We start from the raw sequence: 20180 nt of genomic DNA on the forward strand, positions 1-20180 counted from the left end.
AATCTCTAGTATTAAAGGATTAATGGTCATGTCGTTTATCAAATATCCCTTAGCGGAATCGGTGCTGCAGGCGACGGAGCAGCGGATCGATTGGGTTATGGATAATTTTTCACGCATTTGCGTCTCTTTCTCTGGCGGAAAAGACTCTACCGTTATGCTCCATTTAACCGCGCAGGCAGCGCGGTTACAGGGTAAGAAAATCAGTGTGCTGTTTATTGACTGGGAAGCGCAGTTCTCCTGCACCATCGCTCACTGTGAAAAACTGCGCGCCCTCTATCAGGATGTTATCGATACCTTTTACTGGGTCGCCCTGCCGCTCACTACCCAAAATGCCCTGACGCAGTATAAGCCGCAATGGCAATGCTGGCAGCCCGGCACCGACTGGGTCCGCCAGCCCCCCTCCTGGGCCATTACCCACCCGGGCTATTTTTCGTTTTACCAGCCGGGGATGAGCTTTGAAGCCTTCGTCAGCCACTTTGCCGAGTGGTTTTCACAGCGCCGTCCCGCCGCCGTGCTGGTGGGTATTCGGGCAGATGAATCGCTGAATCGCTTTATGACCATCTCTTCTCAGCGAAAACAGCGCTTCGCCGACGATAAACCGTGGACCACCTCGGCGCCGGGCGGCCACGCCTGGTACATCTACCCGATCTATGACTGGAAAACCGCCGATATCTGGACCTGGTTTGCTAAAAGCGGCCAGCCCTATAACCCGCTGTACGATCTGATGTATCAGGCCGGTGTGCCGCTGCGCTATATGCGCATCTGCGAACCCTTCGGTCCGGAGCAGCGCCAGGGGCTATGGCTGTACCATGTGCTGGAGCCGGAGCGCTGGGCCGCGATGTGCCAGCGGGTGAGCGGCGCGCACAGCGGCGGCATCTATGCCGGGCATGATAATCAATTCTACGGTCACCGAAAAATCGACAAACCGGACCATTTGACATGGAAAAGCTATGCGCTGTTTCTGCTCGACAGCATGCCGGAAACCACCGCCGAGCATTACCGCAATAAGATCGCCGTCTACCTGCGCTGGTACCAGAAAAAAGGCATGGAAGAGATCCCCGATACTCAGCCCGCGGACGTTGGCACCAAAGATATCCCCTCCTGGCGACGGATCTGCAAAGTGCTACTCAATAATGACTACTGGTGCCGCCAGCTCTCCTTCAGCCCAACCAAAAGCAGCCACTATCAGCGCTACCGAAAACGTATGGAAAAACATCGCCAACAATGGGGGATATTATGCAACAACAACTAACGCAGGCGCTGGAGGATTTCCTGCAAACGCTGGATGACGAAGCGCGTATCGAGGCTATCAACGCGTTTCGCCAGGTGCTCCACCAACACAGCCCCTTCCGCTCGCAGCCCGTTGACTGTGTGTTGTGGGTCAAACAGGAGCAGGTTATCCCGAACGACTATAATCCGAATAACGTGGCGCCGCCGGAGAAGCGCCTGCTGCAGACCTCGCTGGAGGCCGATGGCTTTACCCAGCCGGTGGTGGTCATCAGGCAGGGACCGCAGGGGTACGCGATTGTCGACGGTTTTCACCGCCATGAGCTGGCCTGCAGCAAAGCGTCGCTGAAAAAAAAGCTGAAAGGCTATCTACCGGTCACCTGCCTGACGCATGAAAACGCCTCACGCGACGGGCTGATGGCAGCGACAATACGCCACAACCGGGCGCGCGGACGCCACCAAATTCACGCCATGTCAGATATTGTCCGCGAGCTAACCCGGCTCGGCTGGACGCCGCAAAAGATCGGCAAAGAGCTGGGGATGGATGCCGATGAGGTGCTGCGCCTGAAGCAAATTAGCGGCCTGGCAGAGATGTTCGCCGACCGCCAGTTCTCTCAGGCGTGGACCATAAAGTAACTACAGCTCGCACAAACGCGCCGCCGCGGCCAGCAGGGTCTCCGGTTGTTTAGCGAAGCACAAGCGGATCAGCTTGTGCGGGAACGGGTCGGCGCAGAAGACGGAGAGCGGGATCGCCGCCACCCCAACCTCTGTCGTCAGCCAGCGGCAGAAGCTGACGTCGTCAAGGTCGGAGATGGCGCTGTAGTCCGCCAGCAGGAAATAGGTCCCCTCACAGGGCAGGAGCTCCAGCCGGCTGGGGCGCAGCGCCTCAATAAACAGATCGCGGCGTTCACGATAAAAGGCCGGTAGTTCTCGGTAGTGATCCGGCGCCTCGCGCAGCATGTCGGCGATCGCCAGCTGCGCCGGGGTATTTACCGAGAAGGTCAGATACTGGTGCACCTTGCGCAGCTCCGCGCTGATGGCTGCCGGAGCCACGCAGTAGCCAACCTTCCAGCCGGTCATATGAAACGTTTTGCCAAACGAAGAGACCGCCACCGCCCGCTCGCGCAATAGCGGATGCGCCAGCACGCTGGCGTGGCCGTCCTCGGCAAAGTTGATATGCTCATAGACCTCGTCGCTGAGAACATAGATCTCGCGTTCGGCAATCGCCTGCCACAGGGCGGCAAAATCCTCGCGTTGCCAGACCGTGGCCGAGGGATTGTGCGGGGTGTTGAGGATCACCAGCCGGGTTTTGTCGCTCAGCGTCGCGGCAAACTGCTGCCAGTCGACGCGAAAATGCGGCGGCTGAAGGGCAATACGGCGTAATTCGCCGCCGGCCAGCGCCACCGCGGGAGCATAGCTGTCGTAGCTGGGATCGAAACAGACCACCTCGTCGCCGCGGCGCACCAGAGCGGTAATCGCCGCGTACAGGGCCTCCGTCGCCCCGGCGGTGACCGTGATATCGCTGTTGACGTCGGGTCGATATCCATACAGCTCCGCCGTCTTGTCAGCGATCGCCTCACGCAGCGCCGGCACGCCGGTCATCGGGGCATACTGATTCGCCCCCTGCGCCACGTGGTACGCCAGACGCTCCTGAAGATAGCGCGGGCCGTCGAAATCGGGAAAGCCCTGCGACAGGTTTATGGCCTGATGCTGCTGGGCGAGAGCGCTCATCTGGGTAAAAATGGTGGTGCCAAGTGACGGGAGTTTACTCTCTGGAATCAATGGGTTATTACTCATTCTTTTTGTACCGATTGTAATGCTGTTGTTGAAGCCACTATAACACGATGTTAATATTTGGCAATCAAGACGCTTAGACGTCTAAATGCTAATGTTATTCCACGCTACGCCCACTCTGGAGAAACCATGATCCGCGCCATCGTGACCGACATAGAAGGCACCACCAGCGATATCCGCTTCGTGCATAACGTGCTGTTCCCCTACGCCCGCGAACGACTGGCCGGCTTTGTGACCGCTCAACAGCACGCTGAACCGGTGAGAACGATCCTCGACAACTTGCGCCGCGAGACAGACGCCCCCGCCGCCAGCACCGCCGACCTGATTGCTACCCTCTTCGATTTTATGGACGAAGATCGGAAATCCACTGCGCTGAAGGCGCTGCAGGGGATCATCTGGCGCGATGGCTACCTCAACGGCGACTTTACCGGCCATCTCTACCCGGACGTGCTGCCGGCGCTGGAGAAATGGAAAGCACAGGGCATTGATCTGTATGTATATTCTTCTGGCTCCGTGGCAGCGCAGAAATTGTTATTTGGCTACAGCGATGAAGGTGATATTACTCATCTATTTACGGGCTATTTCGATACCCTGGTAGGCGCCAAACGCGAAGCGCAGTCCTACCGCAATATTGCTGAACACCTGGGCCACGCCCCCGGGGCCATCCTGTTCCTGTCGGATATCCATCAGGAACTCGACGCCGCCGAAGCCGCGGGGTTGCGCACTGTCCAGCTGGTACGCGGCGACCGCGACCCGGCAAGCCGCCACCCTCAGGTTCAGCGTTTTGACGACATTCATCCGGAGCAGATCCCAGCATGAGCGCATTAACCCTTTTTTCCGTGAAAGATCCGCAAACGCCGGTCTGGCACAGCACCGACGCCAAAGCGATTCAGGAGCAGCTTAACGCCAAAGGCGTCCGTTTTGAGCGCTGGCAGGCTGACCGCGATCTCGGCGCGGCCCCCAGCGCAGAAACTGTGATTGCCGCCTATCAGCATGCGATTGACAAACTGGTCGCCGAAAAGGGCTATCAGAGCTGGGACGTCATCAGCCTGCGCGCCGATAACCCGCAGAAAGAGGCGCTGCGGGAAAAATTCCTGAACGAACACACTCATGGCGAAGACGAGGTGCGGTTTTTTGTCGAGGGCGCCGGCCTGTTCTGCCTGCACATTGGCGACGAGGTGTTCCAGGTGCTGTGCGAAAAGAACGATCTAATTTCGGTTCCCGCCCACACTCCGCACTGGTTTGATATGGGTTCAGAACCGAACTTCACCGCCATTCGCATTTTTGATAACCCGGAAGGCTGGATCGCCCAGTTTACCGGCGACGATATCGCCAGCGCCTACCCACGGCTGGCGTAACGTCGCCCTGTCATCAGCCTTAAAACGCCTGGCGCGCGCTTTCCCGGAGGCGGCGCATACCGCGCTTTCTCCGGGATAGCCGACCCGCCGCCGGCGATCCCTGACACCTAAACCGCAATAAACTTCGGCGGGTCAAAGGCGGTGATCGGCGGCAGTTCCTCTCGCCACGGGGCGATCTCCACCCAACAGCTCTGGGCGCTACAGCCCTGTCCCAGGCGCGAACTGCCGCGATCCTCGGTTAACACGTTGGGATTACCGTGCTTATCGAGAGATCCTTTTTCATTCGGATCCAGAGGGTCATACCAGGCGCCGGTGGACATCTGTACCACCCCCGGCAAAATCTGCTCGCTCAGGTGCACGCCCGCCAGAATCGCCCCACGGTCGTTATACACTTTCACCACGCTGCCTTCGCGAATGTCTCTTGCCTGCGCATCCTGCGGATGCATCCACAACGGCTCGCGTCCCTGAATTTTCGTCGCCCGGCTGACGCTGCCGTGGTCGTACTGACTGTGCAGGCGGGCGCGCGGCTGACTGGAGAGCAGATGAAGCGGCCAGCGCGCCGCCTCCTGTCGCTGCCGGGCGGCCTCTTCCTCATCCCACCAGGGATGGCCAGGGCATTCGCGATAGCCAAACCCGGCGACGGTAGCGGAAAAGAGTTCAATCTTGCCGGAGGGCGTGGAAAGCGGATAGCGCTGCGGATCGGCGCGAAAATCGGCGAGAAAGACCTGCGGCCGCGCCGGCGCGCTGTACTCCAGCACCCCTTGCTGCCAGAAGTCTTCGAACGAGGGCAGCGCAATGCCCTCCTCCTGCGCCCGCGGTCTTGACTCCTCATAGAGATGGCGCAGCCATTGCCCGGCGTCCCGCCCCTCGCTGAACTGTTCTCCGAAGCCCAACCGCCCGGCAAGATCGAGGAAAATAGCGTAATCATCACGCGCTTCGCCCACCGGCGGGATCTGCGCGCTCATGGCAATCATAAACCCGTCGTGACCGCCGCTGCCGATATCCTCTCGCTCCAGCGAGGTGGTAGCCGGCAGAACGATGTCGGAGAATTTGGCCTGGGCGGTCCAGTACTGCTCATGCACCACCACCGTCTCCGGACGGCGCCAGGCCTCGCACAGTCGGTTAATATCCTGATGATGATGAAACGCATTGCCTCCCGCCCAGTAGACCAGACGGATGTCGGGATAGTGCAGCTGCTGACCGTCGAACTCATAGGCTTCTCCCGGGTGCAGCAGCATATCGGACAGCCGCGCCACCGGGATGACGCTGTCCACCGCATTCTCCCCGGCGGGCAAGCGCGGGCCGGAAAACGCTTTTCGCACCGCCCCCGCCAGGTTGGTACAGGCATAGCCAAACCCGAGGCCGCCGCCGGGCGTGCCGATCTGTCCCAGCAGCGCGGTCAGGGCCACCGTCGCCCAGTAGGCCTGCTCCCCCTGACGGGCGCGCTGGATAGACCAGGAGATATTCACCATCGTCCGGTGGCGGGCCATCTCCCGCGCCAGGTCGGCGATGCGCTGCGCGTCCAGGCCGGTTATCGCCGCCGCCCACGCCGGGGTTTTCGCCACGCCGTCATGCTCGCCCAACAGATAGGCGCGATAGGGAGCAAACCCGACGGTATGGCTGGCGACAAACGCCTGGTCGTAGAGGGACTCAGCGATCAGCACATAGCTCAGCGCCAGCAGCAGTGCGGTATCGGTACCCGGCCGAATGGCCAGCCACTCGGCGTCGGCCACCGCGCTGAGGTCATTGCGCACCGGACTGATATTAATAAACCGCGTGCCGTTGGCCTGCATCTTATCCAGCCAGTACGGCAGCATATGGTCATTGGCGCCGCCGCCGTTGACCTGGGCATTGCGCAGCGGCAGACCGCCAATCGCGACAAACAGCTGACACTCCCGCGCCAGCTCGGAAAAATGGGTATGCTGACGGTGCAGCGGGCTCAGCGGCCCAAGAATATGCGGCAGAATGCGCTCGCCCGCGGCGCTGCTATAGGTATTGGTGCTGGCGGTATACCCGCCAAAGCCCTTAAGAAAACGGTGCAGCTGGCTCTGCGCATGGTGAAAGCGCCCGGCGCTGGCCCAGCCGTAGGAGCCGCCGTAAATCGCCTCATTGCCGCAGCGCGCCTTGACCGAGCGCAGCTCGCGAGCCACCAGGTCCAGGGCCACCTCCCAGCTGACTTCGACAAAGGGCTCCTTGCCTCGCCCTTCTCGTGACGCCGGCCCGTGCTGCAGATAGCCGGCGCGCACCGCCGGGCGGCGAATGCGCGTTTGGCTGGTCACCGCGTCGGGGAGCGATTGACCGATGCGTGAGGGGTTTTTATCCCAGGGCACCGGCTTAACTGCCACGATCTCGCCCTCGCGGCTCTCCACCTGCCAGGTTCCCCAGTGCATCACCGTATAATTATGCTGTTTCTTCATAGCGCACGCGTTCTTCTCAGCCTAAGGTTCGTTAAAATAAAGCGGGGAAATGCGGTAATATTGTTTACCCTGCCAGATATTGCTCTGCTAAAAAAAGCGTTAGCCCGCGCAATCTTCTCTTTTTCGCAGTAGAGGCCGTATTTCCCATGCACTCATAATATTAAGAAAATTGTCTTTATCCGCTAAATAAACACAGAACAAACCAAAAATAAAACCACAAAATAAAAAGGCCTACCCGGCATCATGAAATATTTTCAGGTTCTTCATGACAAAATAAACTTTTTCTCTGGCGTTTCCGCGATATAACATTGCCGGCATAACTTAGACTTATTTTGTATTTGAGGTGGCGAGGTGCTTCTTGTCATGCTACCGGTCCGCAACCACCTTCATCACAGGATCATAATAACAATGTCGCAGAAGAGAAAATTATTGCCTGCCGCGCTGGGACTGCTTTCCCTTGCCTCGCTGAGCGTCACCGCCGCTGACGCCCTCTCATTACAGGGAAAAACCATTGGCGTGGCCGTCGTAGGCACCCAGCATTTCTGGGATCGCGAGGCTTTCAAAGGCGCGACAGAAGAAGTGGAGAAGCTGGGGGGCAAAGTCATTGGCGTCGATGGCGGCCGGGATAATCAGGTTCATGCCAATAATCACGATATTTTACTGTCACGCAAGGTGGACGCGGTAATTAGTATTCTCGGCGACAGCGCCGTCGAACCCAAATTTAAAGCCTTACGTGATGCCGGCATCCCGGTATTCACCGTGGATCATGTTTCACAATATTCGGTCAACAATTCCACCTCCGATAACTACACTCTGGGCTCCACCATCGGTCGCTACATGGCGGACGAATTAGGCGGCAAAGGTAATGTGGCGGTATTTAATGCGTTCTCCAGCGCGCTGCGTATTTGCGGAATTCGCTACGATCAGTGGAAATATGTCTTTAAGGATTATCCGGATATTCATATTATCCAGCCTGAGCTCGCGGAACAGTTCGCCAACTCGCCGGAAGACGCGCGGAAGAAAACCCTCGAATTACTCAGCCAGTATCCGAAAGGCAAACTGGATGCCATCCATGTCGCCTGCTGGGATCAACCGGCCATCGGCATCGTCCAGGCGCTGGAAGAGACCGGTCGTGATAAGGACGTGAAAGTGACGGCCATCGACGCCGGCCCGGAGACACTGGAGATCATGGCGGAGCCCGGTAGCCCCTTCGTGGCTAACGTCGCGCAGCAGCCGCATCTGATCGGCCAGACCTCCGCCGATAACGTGGCCCGCTACTTTGCCGGTCAGAAACTGCCGGTGCAAACCTTTATCCCGGTCATACCGGTGAAAGGTCCGCAGGAAGCGAAAGCGGTGTATAAACAGTTGGGATACGGCGAACTGCAGTGATAAATCAACACCCTGGCGGGGAGCGCCCCGCCGCGGGTCTGGTCATGGACCAGATCGGCAAACGTTTTGCCAGCGTAACGGCGCTGAATGCGGTTACCCTGCGCCTCAACCCGGGGGAAATTCATGGCCTGATTGGCGAGAACGGCGCCGGTAAATCGACGCTGATCAAAATCCTCGCCGGCGTCTATCAGGCCGACAGCGGCAGCGCGACCCTCGACGGTCGCCCGCTGCCCCTCGGCAACCCGGCAGCCATCGAAGCCGCCGGCATCCGCGTGATCCACCAGGAGCTCAACCTGATCCCGCACTTTACCGTCGCGGAATCGGTGTTTCTGGGTCAGGAGTATCGCACCCGCTGGGGGGCGCTGGATCGCCGACGGATGAGGGCCGCCACGGCGCAATTTTTCCAGCAAAACTGGCAGCTGGCGATCGACCCCGAACGCCTGGTGCGGGATCTGAGCCTGGCCGAGCGCAAGCTGGTGCAAATCGCCCGCGCGCTGATCGACGGCGCGGCGCGGCTGGTGGTGTTCGACGAGCCCACCGCCCCCCTCGAGGCCCAGGAGGCCAGTCTGGTCTCCTCCGCCATCCTGCGCCTGCGCGACCAGGGCATTGCCATTCTGTATATTTCCCACTACCTCAATGAGATAGCCACCCTCTGCGACCGCGGCACCGTGCTGCGCAACGGGGAAGTGGTCGGCTACCCGGACCGCGACCTGCTGCAGAATACCGAGGCGCTGATCGCCATGATGGTCGGCCGGGAAATCGACCAGCTGTATACCCCGCGCCAGCGCCCGGCGGCAGACAACGGGGCGGCTCCATTACTCTCGGTGCGCCAGCTGAGCGACGGACGGCAGCTACAGGACCTCTCTTTTGATATTCACCCGGGGGAGATCGTCGGCGTCGCCGGCCTGCTCGGCGCCGGGCGCGATGTGCTGGTTGACTTACTCTACGGCTTGCGCCCGGCGGAGCGCGGTACGATCCACCTCGACGGCCAGCCGCGACGTATCCGTACGCCAAAGCAGGCGATCCGCGCCGGAATGGCGCTGGTCCCGCGTGACCGCCGTCATCAGGGGCTGATCCTGCCTTTCACCACCGCTGACAACATTAATCTCGCCTCGCTGCCCGAGACCGCCACCTTTGGCTGGGAGCGGCGGGGGCTTGCCGAGCAGAAAGCGCGCGACTGGATAGCGCAGCTGGCTATCCGCCCGGGACGCCCGGCCCTGCCGGTACGCTACATGAGCGGCGGCAACCAGCAAAAAGCGATCCTCGCCCGCTGGCTCGGTACCGATGCCCGGCTGTTTATTCTCGATGAACCCACCCTTGGGGTTGACATCGGCGCCCGCCGCGATATTTATCAACGTACGCGCCAGCTGGCCGATCAAGGACGGGCGGTGCTGGTCTCCTCCAGCGACGCCACCGAATTACTCGGACTATGCGACCGGATCCTCGTCCTCTGGCGCGGCGCGCTGGCGGCCAATCTGCCCACCCGCGGGCTGACCCTCGACGCCCTGCTGGTGGCGATCAACGGCGGACAGGAGCCTTCACCATGAGTACCGCTATCCAGCGTCGCAGCCGTCCGGGCCTGGCGACGCTTATTGAAAAATTCCCCCTGATCCTGTTTCTGGCGCTGCTGGTGTGGCTGAGCGTGCAGTCGCCCTACTTCCTCAGCTGGCAAAATATCAGCCTGATGCTGGTCCAGAGCGTACCGCTGGCGATCCTCTGTTTCGGCCTGGTCTGCGTCATCGCCGTTGGCGGAGATGACGTGGTCTCCGGCGGCATCGACCTCTCCCTGCCGGCGACCGCGGTGCTCGGCGTCGCGCTGCTCAGCCTTGGGCTGGCCGAATGGCAGACGCCGTATCTCCTGCTGCTGGCGCTGCTGGCGGCGGTTTGCCTGCTCTGCGGGGCGATCAACGGCTTCCTGGTGCTGGCGGCCGGCCTGCCGCCGCTGCTGGCCACCCTCTCGACCTCGGTGGCGTTTACCGGCCTGACGGACCTGTTGACCGGCCAGCGGCGCATCGCGGTCAGCGATCCGCTGATGGTCGCCTTTCGCGATAACAGTGTGCTGGGCCTGCCCTGGCCGCTGGTCTATCTGCTGGGGGTGTTTATTCTGTTCCAGTTCCTGCTCCATCACTCCCGCTTCGGCCAGCATGTGCAGGCGGTGGGCGGCAATCGCGATATGGCGCAGATGAGCGGCCTGAACGTGCGCCGCTTAACCTTGCTGGTCTGGCTGTTAGCGGGCATCGCCGCCGGGCTGGCTATTCTGCCGCTGCTCAGCCAGGGCTCCGGCAGCTCCAGCGGAACGGCCACGCCGCTGCTGCTGGAAACCGTGCTGGCGACCTTTATCGGCGCCGCCTTCTCGCGTCGTCGGGTGGTCACCATCTGGGGCGCGCTGCTGGGGGCGATTCTGGTTAACGCCCTCTCTAACGGGCTCGGCCTGCTGGGGGTCAATATCTTCTGGATGGGCGCCATTAAAGGCGGCCTGATCCTGGTGGTGCTGGCGGCATCGGCGGTCAGACACAAAGGAGGCGAGGCATGAGCCAAATCACCCTGAAAACCCCAGCGCCTGCGGAACAGACGGTCAGCAGCCCGCTGGCCTGGCTGTCGCGGGCCGGATTCGGCGTCATCACCCTGCTGGCCATTGCCCTGTTCGGCTGGGCGAATCCGGTATTTTTAACCGTGGATAACTGGGCCAACCTGCTGCAGGGCAGCGCGATCCTGCTGATTGTGGCGATGGCGATGACCTTGATCGTCAGCGCGGGCGCGATTGACCTGTCGGTAGGCGTCGCGCTCGATTTTGGCGCCGCCTTCGCCCTCGTCGCCCTGAAAACCTGGCATCTGCCGTGGCAGGCGGCGGTGGGCTGCGCCCTGCTCGGCGGGGTGCTGATTGGCCTGCTCAATGCTTTTCTGATCCTCATCTGCCGGATCCGCCCCTTCCTCGCCACCCTCGGCACCTGGTTTATCGCCAGCAGCGCCGAACGCATCTATACCGATGGCGGCGGCGCGATAGCCTATCGGCGGATGGCCCCCGAGTATCACGACCTGGCGGTGGGTAACCTTGGCGGCATCCCCACGCCGGTCGCGATCGTGCTGGCGCTGTGGCTGGCGGCCTGGCTGGTCACCGAGCGTACCCTGTGGGGCAAATATATCCGCGCCATCGGTCAGAACAGCGAAGCGGCGCGCATCGCCGGGATCCGCGATCGCCTGACCATGCTCGGCGTGCTGGTGGCCGCCTCGGCCCTCTGCGCCATCGGCGGGGTGATCCTCTCCGCCAACCTGCGGCAATTTACCCCGCTGGCCGGGCAGTCTTATCTGATGGACGCCATTGCGGCGGTGTTTATCGGCACCGCCTTTAACCGTCTGGGACGGGTCAGCATCGCCGGCACGCTGGGCGGCGTGCTGTTCCTCGCCATTATTGATAATGGTCTGAATCTGATGGGGCTCAATTATCTGGTGAAGGACGCTCTGGTCGGGGTGATTCTGGTGGTGGCCCTCGCCCTATCCTTCTGGCAGGCGCGCCTGCGCCAAACGCATCGCTAAACGGGAGAACGATGGCAACCTTTGACGCCGTGTTTGTCGGCCTGACTATTCTGGATATCGCCGGGCGCCCGGTGGTGGCGATCCCGCCGCGCGGCGGCGTCGCCTTTATTGAGCAAATTCGCCTCAACCCCGCCGGCACCGCCGCGGGGGCCAATATTAACGCCGCGAAGCTCGGGATCCGCACCGCAGCGGTGGCCTGCCTGGGCGAAGATGAAAAAGCCGACTTTATCCTCGCCAGCTATGCCCGGCTGGGCATCGACTGCTCGCTTATCCAGCGCACCGCGCTGAAGGAGACCTCGGCGACGATCCTGCCGATTCGCCCCAACGGCGAACGTCCGGCCCTGCACTGCCGGGGCGCGTCTGACGCCCTGTTCGTCAGTGAGGCGGAATTTGACGCCGTCCTTGACTGTCGCTTCCTGCATCACGGCGGGACCGGACTGCTGGCGGCAATGGACCAGGGACAGAGCGCGCGGCTGTTGCAGGCGGCCAAAGCGCGCGGGGTCACCACCAGCTTTGATCTTATCGCCCCGAATGAACACACCCTGGAACTGCTGCGGCCCCTGCTGCCGTCGGTGGATTATTTCATGCCTTCCCTGGAGGAAGCCGCCTTTCTCTCCGGGGAGACGCAGCCGGAGGCCATCGCCCGCTTTTTCTTTGCGCTGGGCGTGGGCACCTGCATTCTGAAAGACGGCGAGAACGGCTCCTGGCTTATCGGCCGCGATGGCGTGCTGGAGCATATTGCGCCGTGGCCGGTCGAGGCGGTGGATACCACCGGCTGCGGCGACAGCTACTGCGGCGGGTTTATAGCCGCGCTGGCGCGCGGACTCAGCGTGAAAGCAGCGTGCGACGTCGCCTCGGCGGTGGCCGCGCTGGTGGCGACCGGGATGGGATCGGATGCCGGGGTGGTGGACTGGGAACAGACCCAGGCTTTTATGGCGGCCCATCGCCCCTGACGCTGGACCCGCGCCGCCGCAGGCGCGGCGGCGCTAGCGGCTTAACGCCACTGGTACAGCAGCGGCTCTCCGGCGACATAGCGCTGAAGATCGGCGGCAATCATCGCCGTGTGTTTGGCGATACTCTCCCGGGTAGCCCCGGCGATATGCGGCGTAATAATCACGTTATCAAACTCGGTGACAAATGGGTGATCGCGCCACAGCGGTTCTCGGTGATACACGTCCAGCGCCGCGCCGCCCAGCGGGCCGTGACGCAGGGCATCAATCAGCGCCGCTTCGTCGACCACCGCCGCGCGGGAGGTATTGATCAGCAGCGCGCCGGGCTTCATGCTGTTTAACAGCGCCGCATTCACCAGCCCGTCGCTGTGCGGTCCGCTGCTCAGATGCAGGCTGACGATATCCGCGTCGCGGAACAGCGCCTCCAGGGTCGTTTTCTGTAGCCCTGGCTCATTGATATCCTCTGCGGCGACGAACGGATCCACCACCCGCACCGCCATGCCGAACGCCCGGGCGATACGCGCCACCCGGCGGCCAATGTTGCCATAGCCCACCAGCCCCAACGTTTTATTGCGCAGTTCACTGCCCTTAAACACTTCATAGGGGCTTTCCGGGCTTACGTCCCAGACCACATCCCGCCGCAGGCCCTGCTGAGTGGCGGCGGCGGCATTATCAGCCTGCGTGAACTCCCCCCGCTTCAGCGCCGCATGGGATTGCGGAATGTGGCGCGCCAGGCTAAGCATCAGGCCAAGCGTCAGCTCCGCGGCGGCATCGGCATTGCGCCCCGGGGTGTAGAGCACCCGGATGCCGCGCGCCTGCGCGGCCTGGGTATCAATATTCACCGGATTGGCGCGGCTACAGGCGATCACCTGCAGACGCGGACAGGCGGCCATCACCGCGTCCGTCACTTCATCATAGCTGGTCACCAGCACCTCGGCGTCGTGGGCCAGCTCAATCAGCTGGCCGGCGCTGAGTTTCGGTTTGCCCAGCGCCCATCCCTCCACCAGCAGCTCGCCCAGCTGGTGGAAGGCGCTAAGGTCGCCAGCATGCTCGGCGGTAAAAACGATTTTCATGGTTGTACTTCCTGAGAAAGATGTTGAAGAGCGGCCTGCCTGGCCTGCCATACCGGCAGCATCTGCTCGCGCAGCAGGCGATAAACGGGATACAGCGCCGCATAGCGGGCATGCGCCTGAGGGCGCGGCTGATAGCGGGTCTGCGCCAGCGGAGGCGTCTCGGCCAGCGCAGCGACGCTGCGGGCCGCCAGAATCGCCGCCCCGCGCGCGCTCAGTTCGTTAAAGGCGCTGGAGACCACCGTGCGCCCGGTACAGTCGGCGATAATCTGCAGCCAGGTGGCCGAGGCGGCGCCGCCGCCGGTCAGATACAGCTCGCCGCCCTGCGGATAACCCTGCAGCGCATCGACAATGGCGAAGGCCAGGCCTTCAAACACCGCGCGCTGCAGTTCGGCGCGGGTGGTGTGCGGGCTAATGCCGATAAAGCCGGCCCGCGCGTCGGGACTGTAAAACGGCGCGCGTTCGCCATTGAGGTACGGCTGCCAGAAGACGCCGCCGCTGCCCGGCTCCACGTCCGCGATCGCCTGCTCCAGCCGACCCAGATCGGCGTCCAGCGAAATATGCTGCTGCAGCCAGTCAATGTTTGGCGTACCGGCCTGCATCGGAAACAGCGAGATCACCTGTCCGGCTTCGGTATGGGTGACAAAGCGCGTCGCCTCGTTCACCGTCTGCGGGCCGCGGCAGACGATCCCGGTGCAGCAGGTGGTGCCGAGGATCGTGTAGATGTCCCCTTCGTTGACCGCGCCGCAGCCCAGCGCGGCGCTGCAGACATCCAGCGCCCCGGCGGCCACCGGCGTCGCGGCGGGCAGCCCGGTCAGCGCCGCCACCGCGTCGCTCAGCGTGCCGGCCGGAGCATCCGGGGCCAGCAGCGGGGGAAACAGCGGCAGCAGTTCGTCCAGCCCCATCTCGTTCATCACCACCGAGGACCAGCTGCCGCTCTGCTGATTGAGTAACGAGCTGCTGGCGTCCGTCAGCTCCAGCGCCGCCACGCCGGTCAGGCGAAAGCGGATCCAGTCCTTGGCGAAAAACAGATAGCGCGCGGCCGCCAGCCGCTCCGGCTGATACTGTTTCAGCCAGTACAGCTGCAGGCTGGTATTGCAGGGCTGCAGGTGGGTGCCGGTATCGGCGAAATAGCGCCGGTCAAAGCCGGGCCGGCGCAGCAGGTCGCTCATCAGCGCGTGGCTGCGGGTATCGCTCCACAGGATCCCCGGGCCCACCGGTTCGCCCTGCTCATCGCTGAGCCAGACTCCCTCCCCTTGCCCGGCGAGGCCGATGGCCCGCAGCCGCCCCGCCTGCAGCGCCGGGTGGCGGGCAATCTGGCGCAGAATAGCCAGCACCGAATGCCACAGCTGGGTCATATCCTGTTCCGCGTAGCCATTGGCCGACAGGCGGGGGGAGGTGTTTTCCGCGGCGCTGGCGCGCGCGGTGAAATGCTGATCAAACAGCACCGCTTTCACCCGGGAGGTGCCGATATCGATACCAAGATAAAAATCCATACCTGCTCCGGCTCAAGGCTCGTAGCGGCGGCGCATCAGCTCGCACTCGAACAGGAACTCCAGCCCTTCCAGTTGTCGGCGGGCCTCCTGAATATCTTTCCCCCAGCAGGTCAGGCCATGTCCGCGCAGCAGAAAGCCGTAGCGCAGCGGGCGGGTTTGCGCATAATCGGCAATCCGCGCCGCCAGGGCGTCAATATCCTGATCGTTATCGAAGATGGCGACCGGAACGGTGTCGAGATGGCTGTGCTGCCCGCTGAGGGTTTTCTGCATTTCATACCCCTGCAGCGCCAGCGTGTCGCTTTTTTCGATGCGCGACAGCACGGTGGCGTTGACGGTATGCACATGCAGCACCACGTTGGCCTCCGGGAACAGGCGATAGACCAGCGTGTGCAGGCCGGTCTCGGCCGACGGTTTCCGTCCGGAAGGGGCCTGGTTGGTGGCGATCTCCACCTGCAGGAAATCCTCGGTCGTCAGGCTGCCTTTGTCGCGGCCCGACTCGCTTAGCCAGCACCAGGTGTCATCCTGACGCACCGACATATTGCCGCCGGTCGCCGGCGCCCAGCCTTTCGCGCCGATCCAATGACAGGTGGTAACCAGTTGCGCGAGTCTTTCTTGCCACATAGCAGTTCCTTAGGTTAGCGATGATTTATTTAGCCGTCTAAATGGCTATTTACCCGATACTAACACCGCTAACCGGAGGGAACAATATTTCAGGAAACACACATAAGACAAATGGTTATATCATAAATGCATATTAAATAACCTTTATTCACAGCAATTTAACCAACCGCGGTGAGTCCGCTACGATTCCCTCCTGTCTGGCGCCAAAACGCTGGCGGATTCTGCTGGTTGAAATTCTCCGCCTGCGCCGGGAATACCGTCGCCGCTCTCCTCTGCCCCCGGCTGGTGCAAAACATGGCAGGATGCACACTAAAATGGCATTACTCCCCCTGCATCCTGCAATAACTGTGCATATTGCACACCGCGCGCTATTCCCCGTGCCCGGTTTTTCCTGGCACATCTCTTGCTACTTCCGGCTATCACCGCCCATCTAACCAGCCAGAGGTTCCAGGATGTCAAACAGCAATGATTTTCCCCTCGTCGAAGCGCCCGCCGCCGGACGTAAAGGCGTATTTTCCATCGCCATGGTGTTATTCAGCTTTACCTTTTTCACCGGCACGATGTTCGCCGGCGGTAAACTCGGCGTCTCCTTTTCCATCGTCAATCTGCTGTGGATAGCCTTCATCGGCAACGCCTTGCTGGCCCTGTATGCCGCATCGCTGGGCTGGATCGCCGCGCGCAGCGGCCTGAATACGGTGCTGATGGGCCGCTTCTGCTTCGGCGAAATCGGCAGCAAGCTGGCCGATTTTATCCTTGGCTTTGCCGAGCTGGGCTGGTACGCGTGGGGGACGGCCACGGTCGCTATCTCGCTGGTGAAGATCCTCGCCCTGCCCGAGGCGCTGACCCTGCCGCTGATGGTGCTGTTTGGCATTCTGTTCTGCGTCACCGCGCTGGTGGGCTACAAGGGGCTGGACGCGCTGTCGCGCCTGTCGGTGCCGCTGATGTTCGTGCTGCTGGTGGTCTCCATGTATCTGGCGCTGCGCCACGCCGGCGGCTGGCAGGCGATGACCCGCATTGCGCCAGGCGACGCCATGACCTGGTCGGCGGCCATCACCATGGTCTTTGGCACCTTCGCCAGCGGCGCCACCCAGGCGACAAACTGGACCCGGCTGGCCAACTCCAGCCGTACCGCCATTCTCGCCAGCATGGGCAGCTTCCTCGTCGGCAACGGGCTGATGATCGTCGCCGGCGCCTGGTGCGCTATCGTCTATCAACAGGCCGATATCGTCGAAGTGCTGATCCTGCAGGGGCTGTCGGTAGCCGCGGTGATCATGCTGTGTCTCAATCTGCTGACCATCCAGGGCCCCACCATCTATAACGTCTCCGCCGCCGCCTGCCATCTGCTGCGCAGCGAACGTCGCCGCACGCTGACCCTCGCCGCCGCCGGGGTGGGCATTGTGCTGGCCATTGGCGGTATGTACGAAATGCTGATCCCGTTCCTCGTGCTGCTGGGCAGCATTATCCCGCCCATCGGCGGGGTGATCCTCGCCGACTACTGGTTCGCCCGCGGCGGGCGCTATCCCCTGCTGCAGAACGCCCGCTTGCCGCGTTTTAACTGGCTGGGACTCGGCGCCTACGCCGCCGGCGCGGTGGTGGCTTATCTGTCGCCGTGGATCGCGCCGCTGGTGGGGATCACCGTCTCCGCGCTGGTCTATATCGCCCTGACCCTGCTAAGCAAGCGTCAGCCTGCCGCCGTCGCGGAGCAGGAGCCATGAGCCTGACGGTCAGCGAACTGCTGGCCCTTGAGGGACTCTCCGCCCTGCGTCTGCGGGCGGGAAAGCAAGGGCTGCAGCGGGCGGTACGCTGGTACTACGTGGCGGAAAATGAGCATATCGCCGAGTGGATCATGGGCGGCGAGCTGGTCTTTATCACTGGCATCAACCATCCCCGGGATGAAGCCAACCTGATCCAGCTGCTGATGGAGGGCAAACAGCGCGGCATCGCCGGGATGGTGATCCTCACCGGCGAGGCCTATATCCACGCCATTCCCGCCACGCTGATCGCGCTTGCCGACGAGCTGGGCATTCCACTGATCGAGCAGCCCTACCTGCTGAAGATGGTGATTGTCACCGAGCGGGTCGGCACCGCGCTGGTTCGCAGCGAAAGCGCCCTGCAGTCGCAGCGCGACATCCTGATGCAGCTGGTCACCGGCGACTATCCGGACCTGCAGATGCTCCACCAGCGCGCCCTCCACCAGCAGCTCGATTTTACCCGCCCGCTGCGGCTGGCGGCGCTGCGCCTGGAGGGACTGTCCCGCCTGTTTCGCCAGTTTCCGCCCGAACAGGCCGAAGCCTGGCTGCAGCAGGCCCACCGCAGCGTGCGCCAGCAGCTGCAGCTGCAGCTCAACCAGCAGGGCAACCCCTTCCCGCTGCTGGAGCGCAGCAATATGTTCCTTTTCCTGCTGCCGGATGAGGAGGGGGAAGGCTTTCAGCAGAAAAAGTGGCTACAGCAGTGGCTGCAGACGCTGGCGGAGGGAGAAGAGAGTTTGTCGCTGCTCTGCGGCCTTTCCGCGCCGGTCAGGCAGCTGCAGGGCTACCCGCGGGCGCTGTCGCAGGCGCGACAGGCACTGGATCTTTGCGATACCCTGCGGCCGACCCAGCGGATCAGCGACTATCAGCAGCTGGGGTTTATCAAACTGCTGTCCGCGGTCAGCGACCCGGCGCTGCTCAACGATTTTATGCACGACACCCTGGGCTGCCTGTTCGAGCCGGGCCGTAAAGCGCCGTGGCTGCTGCTGGAGACCCTCGAGACGCTGCAGCAGGAGAACGGCAACGTGGTGCGGGCCGCCGACCGGCTGGGTCTCCATCGCAACACCTTGCATCAGCGCATCCAGCGTATTGAAAAACTGACCGGCTACCCGGTCAGCCACCCTCAGTTTCATCTCAACGCCTCGGTCGCGCTGGTGATCTGGCGTTTATCGCAAAACCATTTACAGGACCAACCATGAAAATTGTTAACGCCCGCCTGCGCCGCCAGGAGGCGCTGTTTACCCTTGAGCTGCAGGACGGCCTGATTCAGCGCATGACCGCCCAAACCGCGATGCAGACCGCCGTCGCCGGCGATATCGACGCCCAGGGCCGGCTGGCGATCCCCCCCTTCGTCGAGCCGCATATTCATCTTGACGCCACCCTCACCGCGGGCGAGCCGGAGTGGAACCGCAGCGGCACCCTGTTTGAAGGCATCACCCGCTGGAGCCAGCGCAAAGCGAGCATCACCCCGGAGGACACCCGCCAGCGGGCGCTGAAAACCATCGGCATGCTGCGCGATTTCGGCGTCCAGCACGTCCGGACCCATGTGGATGTCACCGACCCGTCGCTGTCGGCCCTGCAGGCGCTGCTGGCGGTGAAAAAAGAGGCCGCCGATCTCATCGATCTGCAGATTGTCGCCTTTCCGCAGGAGGGGATTGAATCCTACCCCGACGGTCGGGGGCTGATGACGCGCGCCATCGAGATGGGCGCCGACGTGGTGGGCGGCATTCCGCACTATGAAAACACCCGCGACAAAGGGGTCAGTTCGGTGATGTTTTTGATGGACCTCGCCCAGCGCTATGGCCGCCTGGTGGATGTCCACTGCGATGAAATCGACGATCCGCAGTCGCGTTTCCTCGAAGTGCTGGCGGAAGAGGCCCGGGTGCGCGGTATGGGGGCGCAGGTCACCGCCAGCCACACCTGCGCGATGGGCTCTTATGACAACGCCTACTGTTCGAAGCTGTTTCGCCTGCTGAAAGCCTCGGGGATCAACTTTATCTCCTGCCCGACCGAAAGCATTCATCTGCAGGGCCGGTTTGACAGCTGGCCGAAACGGCGCGGCGTCACCCGGGTGGCGGAGCTGGATCGCGCCGGCATCAACGTCTGCTTTGCTCAGGACTCGATTCAGGATCCGTGGTATCCGCTGGGGAACGGCAATATCCTGCGCATTCTGGATGCCGGACTGCACATCTGCCATATGCTCGGCTATGACGATCTACAGCGCTGCCTCGACTTCGTCACCGACAACAGCGCCCGGGCGCTCTGTCTGGGCGATAACTACGGCCTCGCCGAAGGCCGCCCGGCTAACCTGCTGATCCTCGATGCGGAAAACGACTACGAGGCCGTCCGCCGCCAGGCGCGGGTGCTAACCTCCATTCGCCACGGTAAGGTGATTTTACAGCGTGAGGTGGAGCACATCCGCTACCCGGCATAAGGCGCAAGGCGCTGCGCGTCGGCGCCTTTCTGTGATACCTTTTCAGGCAGTGTGCGTGACCGACGCCCGCCCGGGCGTCGGCTTCCTGGAAAACAGACGGCGCGAAACGACGATGAGCGATAAAAAATGGATTAAGGCCGAG

The 20180-nt window shown here is 62.2% G+C and carries 17 protein-coding genes; 12 read left to right on the forward strand and 5 right to left on the reverse strand.

Going from position 1 to position 20180, the window contains the following annotated elements:
- The first annotated feature begins 28 nt into the window (after positions 1-28).
- Both LGM20_RS18330 and LGM20_RS18335 read left to right on the forward strand, forming a co-directional pair.
- The gene (locus LGM20_RS18330; RefSeq protein ID WP_044521601.1) at positions 29-1252 is read left to right on the forward strand and encodes a phosphoadenosine phosphosulfate reductase; all 1224 of its coding nucleotides are present in this window, start codon (positions 29-31) and stop codon (positions 1250-1252) included.
- Positions 1237-1863 (forward strand): IbrB-like domain-containing protein, encoded by a 627-nt coding sequence (locus LGM20_RS18335; RefSeq protein WP_023288818.1) that lies wholly within the window; start codon positions 1237-1239, stop codon positions 1861-1863. The genes LGM20_RS18330 and LGM20_RS18335 overlap by 16 nt, the downstream gene beginning before the upstream one ends.
- Here LGM20_RS18335 and LGM20_RS18340 read toward each other — a convergent pair whose 3' ends face one another.
- Complete coding sequence (locus LGM20_RS18340) at positions 1864-3009, reverse strand: pyridoxal phosphate-dependent aminotransferase (protein ID WP_072421916.1); 1146 nt, start codon at positions 3007-3009, stop codon at positions 1864-1866.
- 141 nt (positions 3010-3150) lie between these two features.
- Here LGM20_RS18340 and mtnC point away from each other — a divergent pair, with 141 nt between their 5' ends.
- A complete protein-coding gene (mtnC, locus tag LGM20_RS18345; protein ID WP_044521599.1) occupies positions 3151-3840 on the forward strand; it encodes an acireductone synthase in 690 nt (229 codons plus the stop codon).
- Positions 3837-4379 (forward strand): 1,2-dihydroxy-3-keto-5-methylthiopentene dioxygenase, encoded by a 543-nt coding sequence (locus tag LGM20_RS18350; RefSeq protein ID WP_023288815.1) that lies wholly within the window; start codon positions 3837-3839, stop codon positions 4377-4379. The genes mtnC and LGM20_RS18350 overlap by 4 nt, the downstream gene beginning before the upstream one ends.
- A 107-nt stretch (positions 4380-4486) precedes the next feature.
- On the opposite strand, the gene LGM20_RS18355 is transcribed toward LGM20_RS18350, so the two are convergent.
- Positions 4487-6796 carry a molybdopterin-dependent oxidoreductase gene (locus tag LGM20_RS18355; RefSeq protein ID WP_044521598.1) on the reverse strand — a complete coding sequence of 770 codons (2310 nt, stop codon included), beginning with the start codon at positions 6794-6796 and terminating at the stop codon, positions 4487-4489.
- 408 nt (positions 6797-7204) lie between these two features.
- Between LGM20_RS18355 and LGM20_RS18360 the strand changes: the two genes are divergently transcribed.
- Genes LGM20_RS18360 through LGM20_RS18380 form a run of 5 tightly spaced genes read left to right on the forward strand, consistent with a single transcriptional unit; the run spans position 7205 to position 12672 of the window.
- Positions 7205-8185, forward strand: a complete 981-nt coding sequence (locus tag LGM20_RS18360; RefSeq protein WP_044521596.1) for a sugar ABC transporter substrate-binding protein — start codon at positions 7205-7207, stop codon at positions 8183-8185.
- Positions 8186-8229: 44 nt separating this feature from the next.
- Positions 8230-9732 carry a sugar ABC transporter ATP-binding protein gene (locus tag LGM20_RS18365; RefSeq protein ID WP_074186689.1) on the forward strand — a complete coding sequence of 501 codons (1503 nt, stop codon included), beginning with the start codon at positions 8230-8232 and terminating at the stop codon, positions 9730-9732.
- Complete coding sequence (locus LGM20_RS18370; protein ID WP_023288811.1) at positions 9729-10718, forward strand: ABC transporter permease; 990 nt, start codon at positions 9729-9731, stop codon at positions 10716-10718. The genes LGM20_RS18365 and LGM20_RS18370 overlap by 4 nt, the downstream gene beginning before the upstream one ends.
- Positions 10715-11719 (forward strand): ABC transporter permease, encoded by a 1005-nt coding sequence (locus LGM20_RS18375; protein ID WP_044521593.1) that lies wholly within the window; start codon positions 10715-10717, stop codon positions 11717-11719. Before LGM20_RS18370 ends, LGM20_RS18375 begins: the two co-directional genes overlap by 4 nt.
- A gap of 11 nt (positions 11720-11730) precedes the next feature.
- A complete protein-coding gene (locus tag LGM20_RS18380) occupies positions 11731-12672 on the forward strand; it encodes a carbohydrate kinase family protein (protein WP_044521592.1) in 942 nt (313 codons plus the stop codon).
- Positions 12673-12713: 41 nt separating this feature from the next.
- Here the strand turns inward: LGM20_RS18380 and LGM20_RS18385 are convergent, their stop codons facing one another.
- Genes LGM20_RS18385 through LGM20_RS18395 form a run of 3 tightly spaced genes read right to left on the reverse strand, consistent with a single transcriptional unit; the run spans position 12714 to position 15856 of the window.
- Positions 12714-13742, reverse strand: coding sequence for a 2-hydroxyacid dehydrogenase (locus LGM20_RS18385; RefSeq protein WP_044521591.1), 1029 nt, complete (start codon positions 13740-13742; stop codon positions 12714-12716).
- Positions 13739-15235: an FGGY-family carbohydrate kinase gene (locus LGM20_RS18390; RefSeq protein ID WP_044521590.1), complete on the reverse strand. Its 1497-nt coding sequence runs from the start codon at positions 15233-15235 to the stop codon at positions 13739-13741. Before LGM20_RS18390 ends, LGM20_RS18385 begins: the two co-directional genes overlap by 4 nt.
- A gap of 12 nt (positions 15236-15247) precedes the next feature.
- Positions 15248-15856 (reverse strand): methylthioribulose 1-phosphate dehydratase, encoded by a 609-nt coding sequence (locus LGM20_RS18395; RefSeq protein WP_008805607.1) that lies wholly within the window; start codon positions 15854-15856, stop codon positions 15248-15250.
- Positions 15857-16308: 452 nt separating this feature from the next.
- Here LGM20_RS18395 and codB point away from each other — a divergent pair, with 452 nt between their 5' ends.
- Genes codB through codA form a run of 3 tightly spaced genes read left to right on the forward strand, consistent with a single transcriptional unit; the run spans position 16309 to position 20038 of the window.
- Positions 16309-17571 (forward strand): cytosine permease, encoded by a 1263-nt coding sequence (codB, locus tag LGM20_RS18400; RefSeq protein ID WP_044521587.1) that lies wholly within the window; start codon positions 16309-16311, stop codon positions 17569-17571.
- On the forward strand, positions 17568-18803 hold the full coding sequence (locus LGM20_RS18405; RefSeq protein ID WP_044521586.1) for a PucR family transcriptional regulator: 1236 nt from the start codon (positions 17568-17570) through the stop codon (positions 18801-18803). The genes codB and LGM20_RS18405 overlap by 4 nt, the downstream gene beginning before the upstream one ends.
- Positions 18800-20038: a cytosine deaminase gene (gene codA, locus LGM20_RS18410; RefSeq protein WP_023288804.1), complete on the forward strand. Its 1239-nt coding sequence runs from the start codon at positions 18800-18802 to the stop codon at positions 20036-20038. The genes LGM20_RS18405 and codA overlap by 4 nt, the downstream gene beginning before the upstream one ends.
- Positions 20039-20180 lie beyond the last annotated feature (142 nt).

The sequence above is a fragment of the Klebsiella quasipneumoniae subsp. quasipneumoniae genome (assembly GCF_020525925.1).
Classification (GTDB): domain Bacteria; phylum Pseudomonadota; class Gammaproteobacteria; order Enterobacterales; family Enterobacteriaceae; genus Klebsiella; species Klebsiella quasipneumoniae.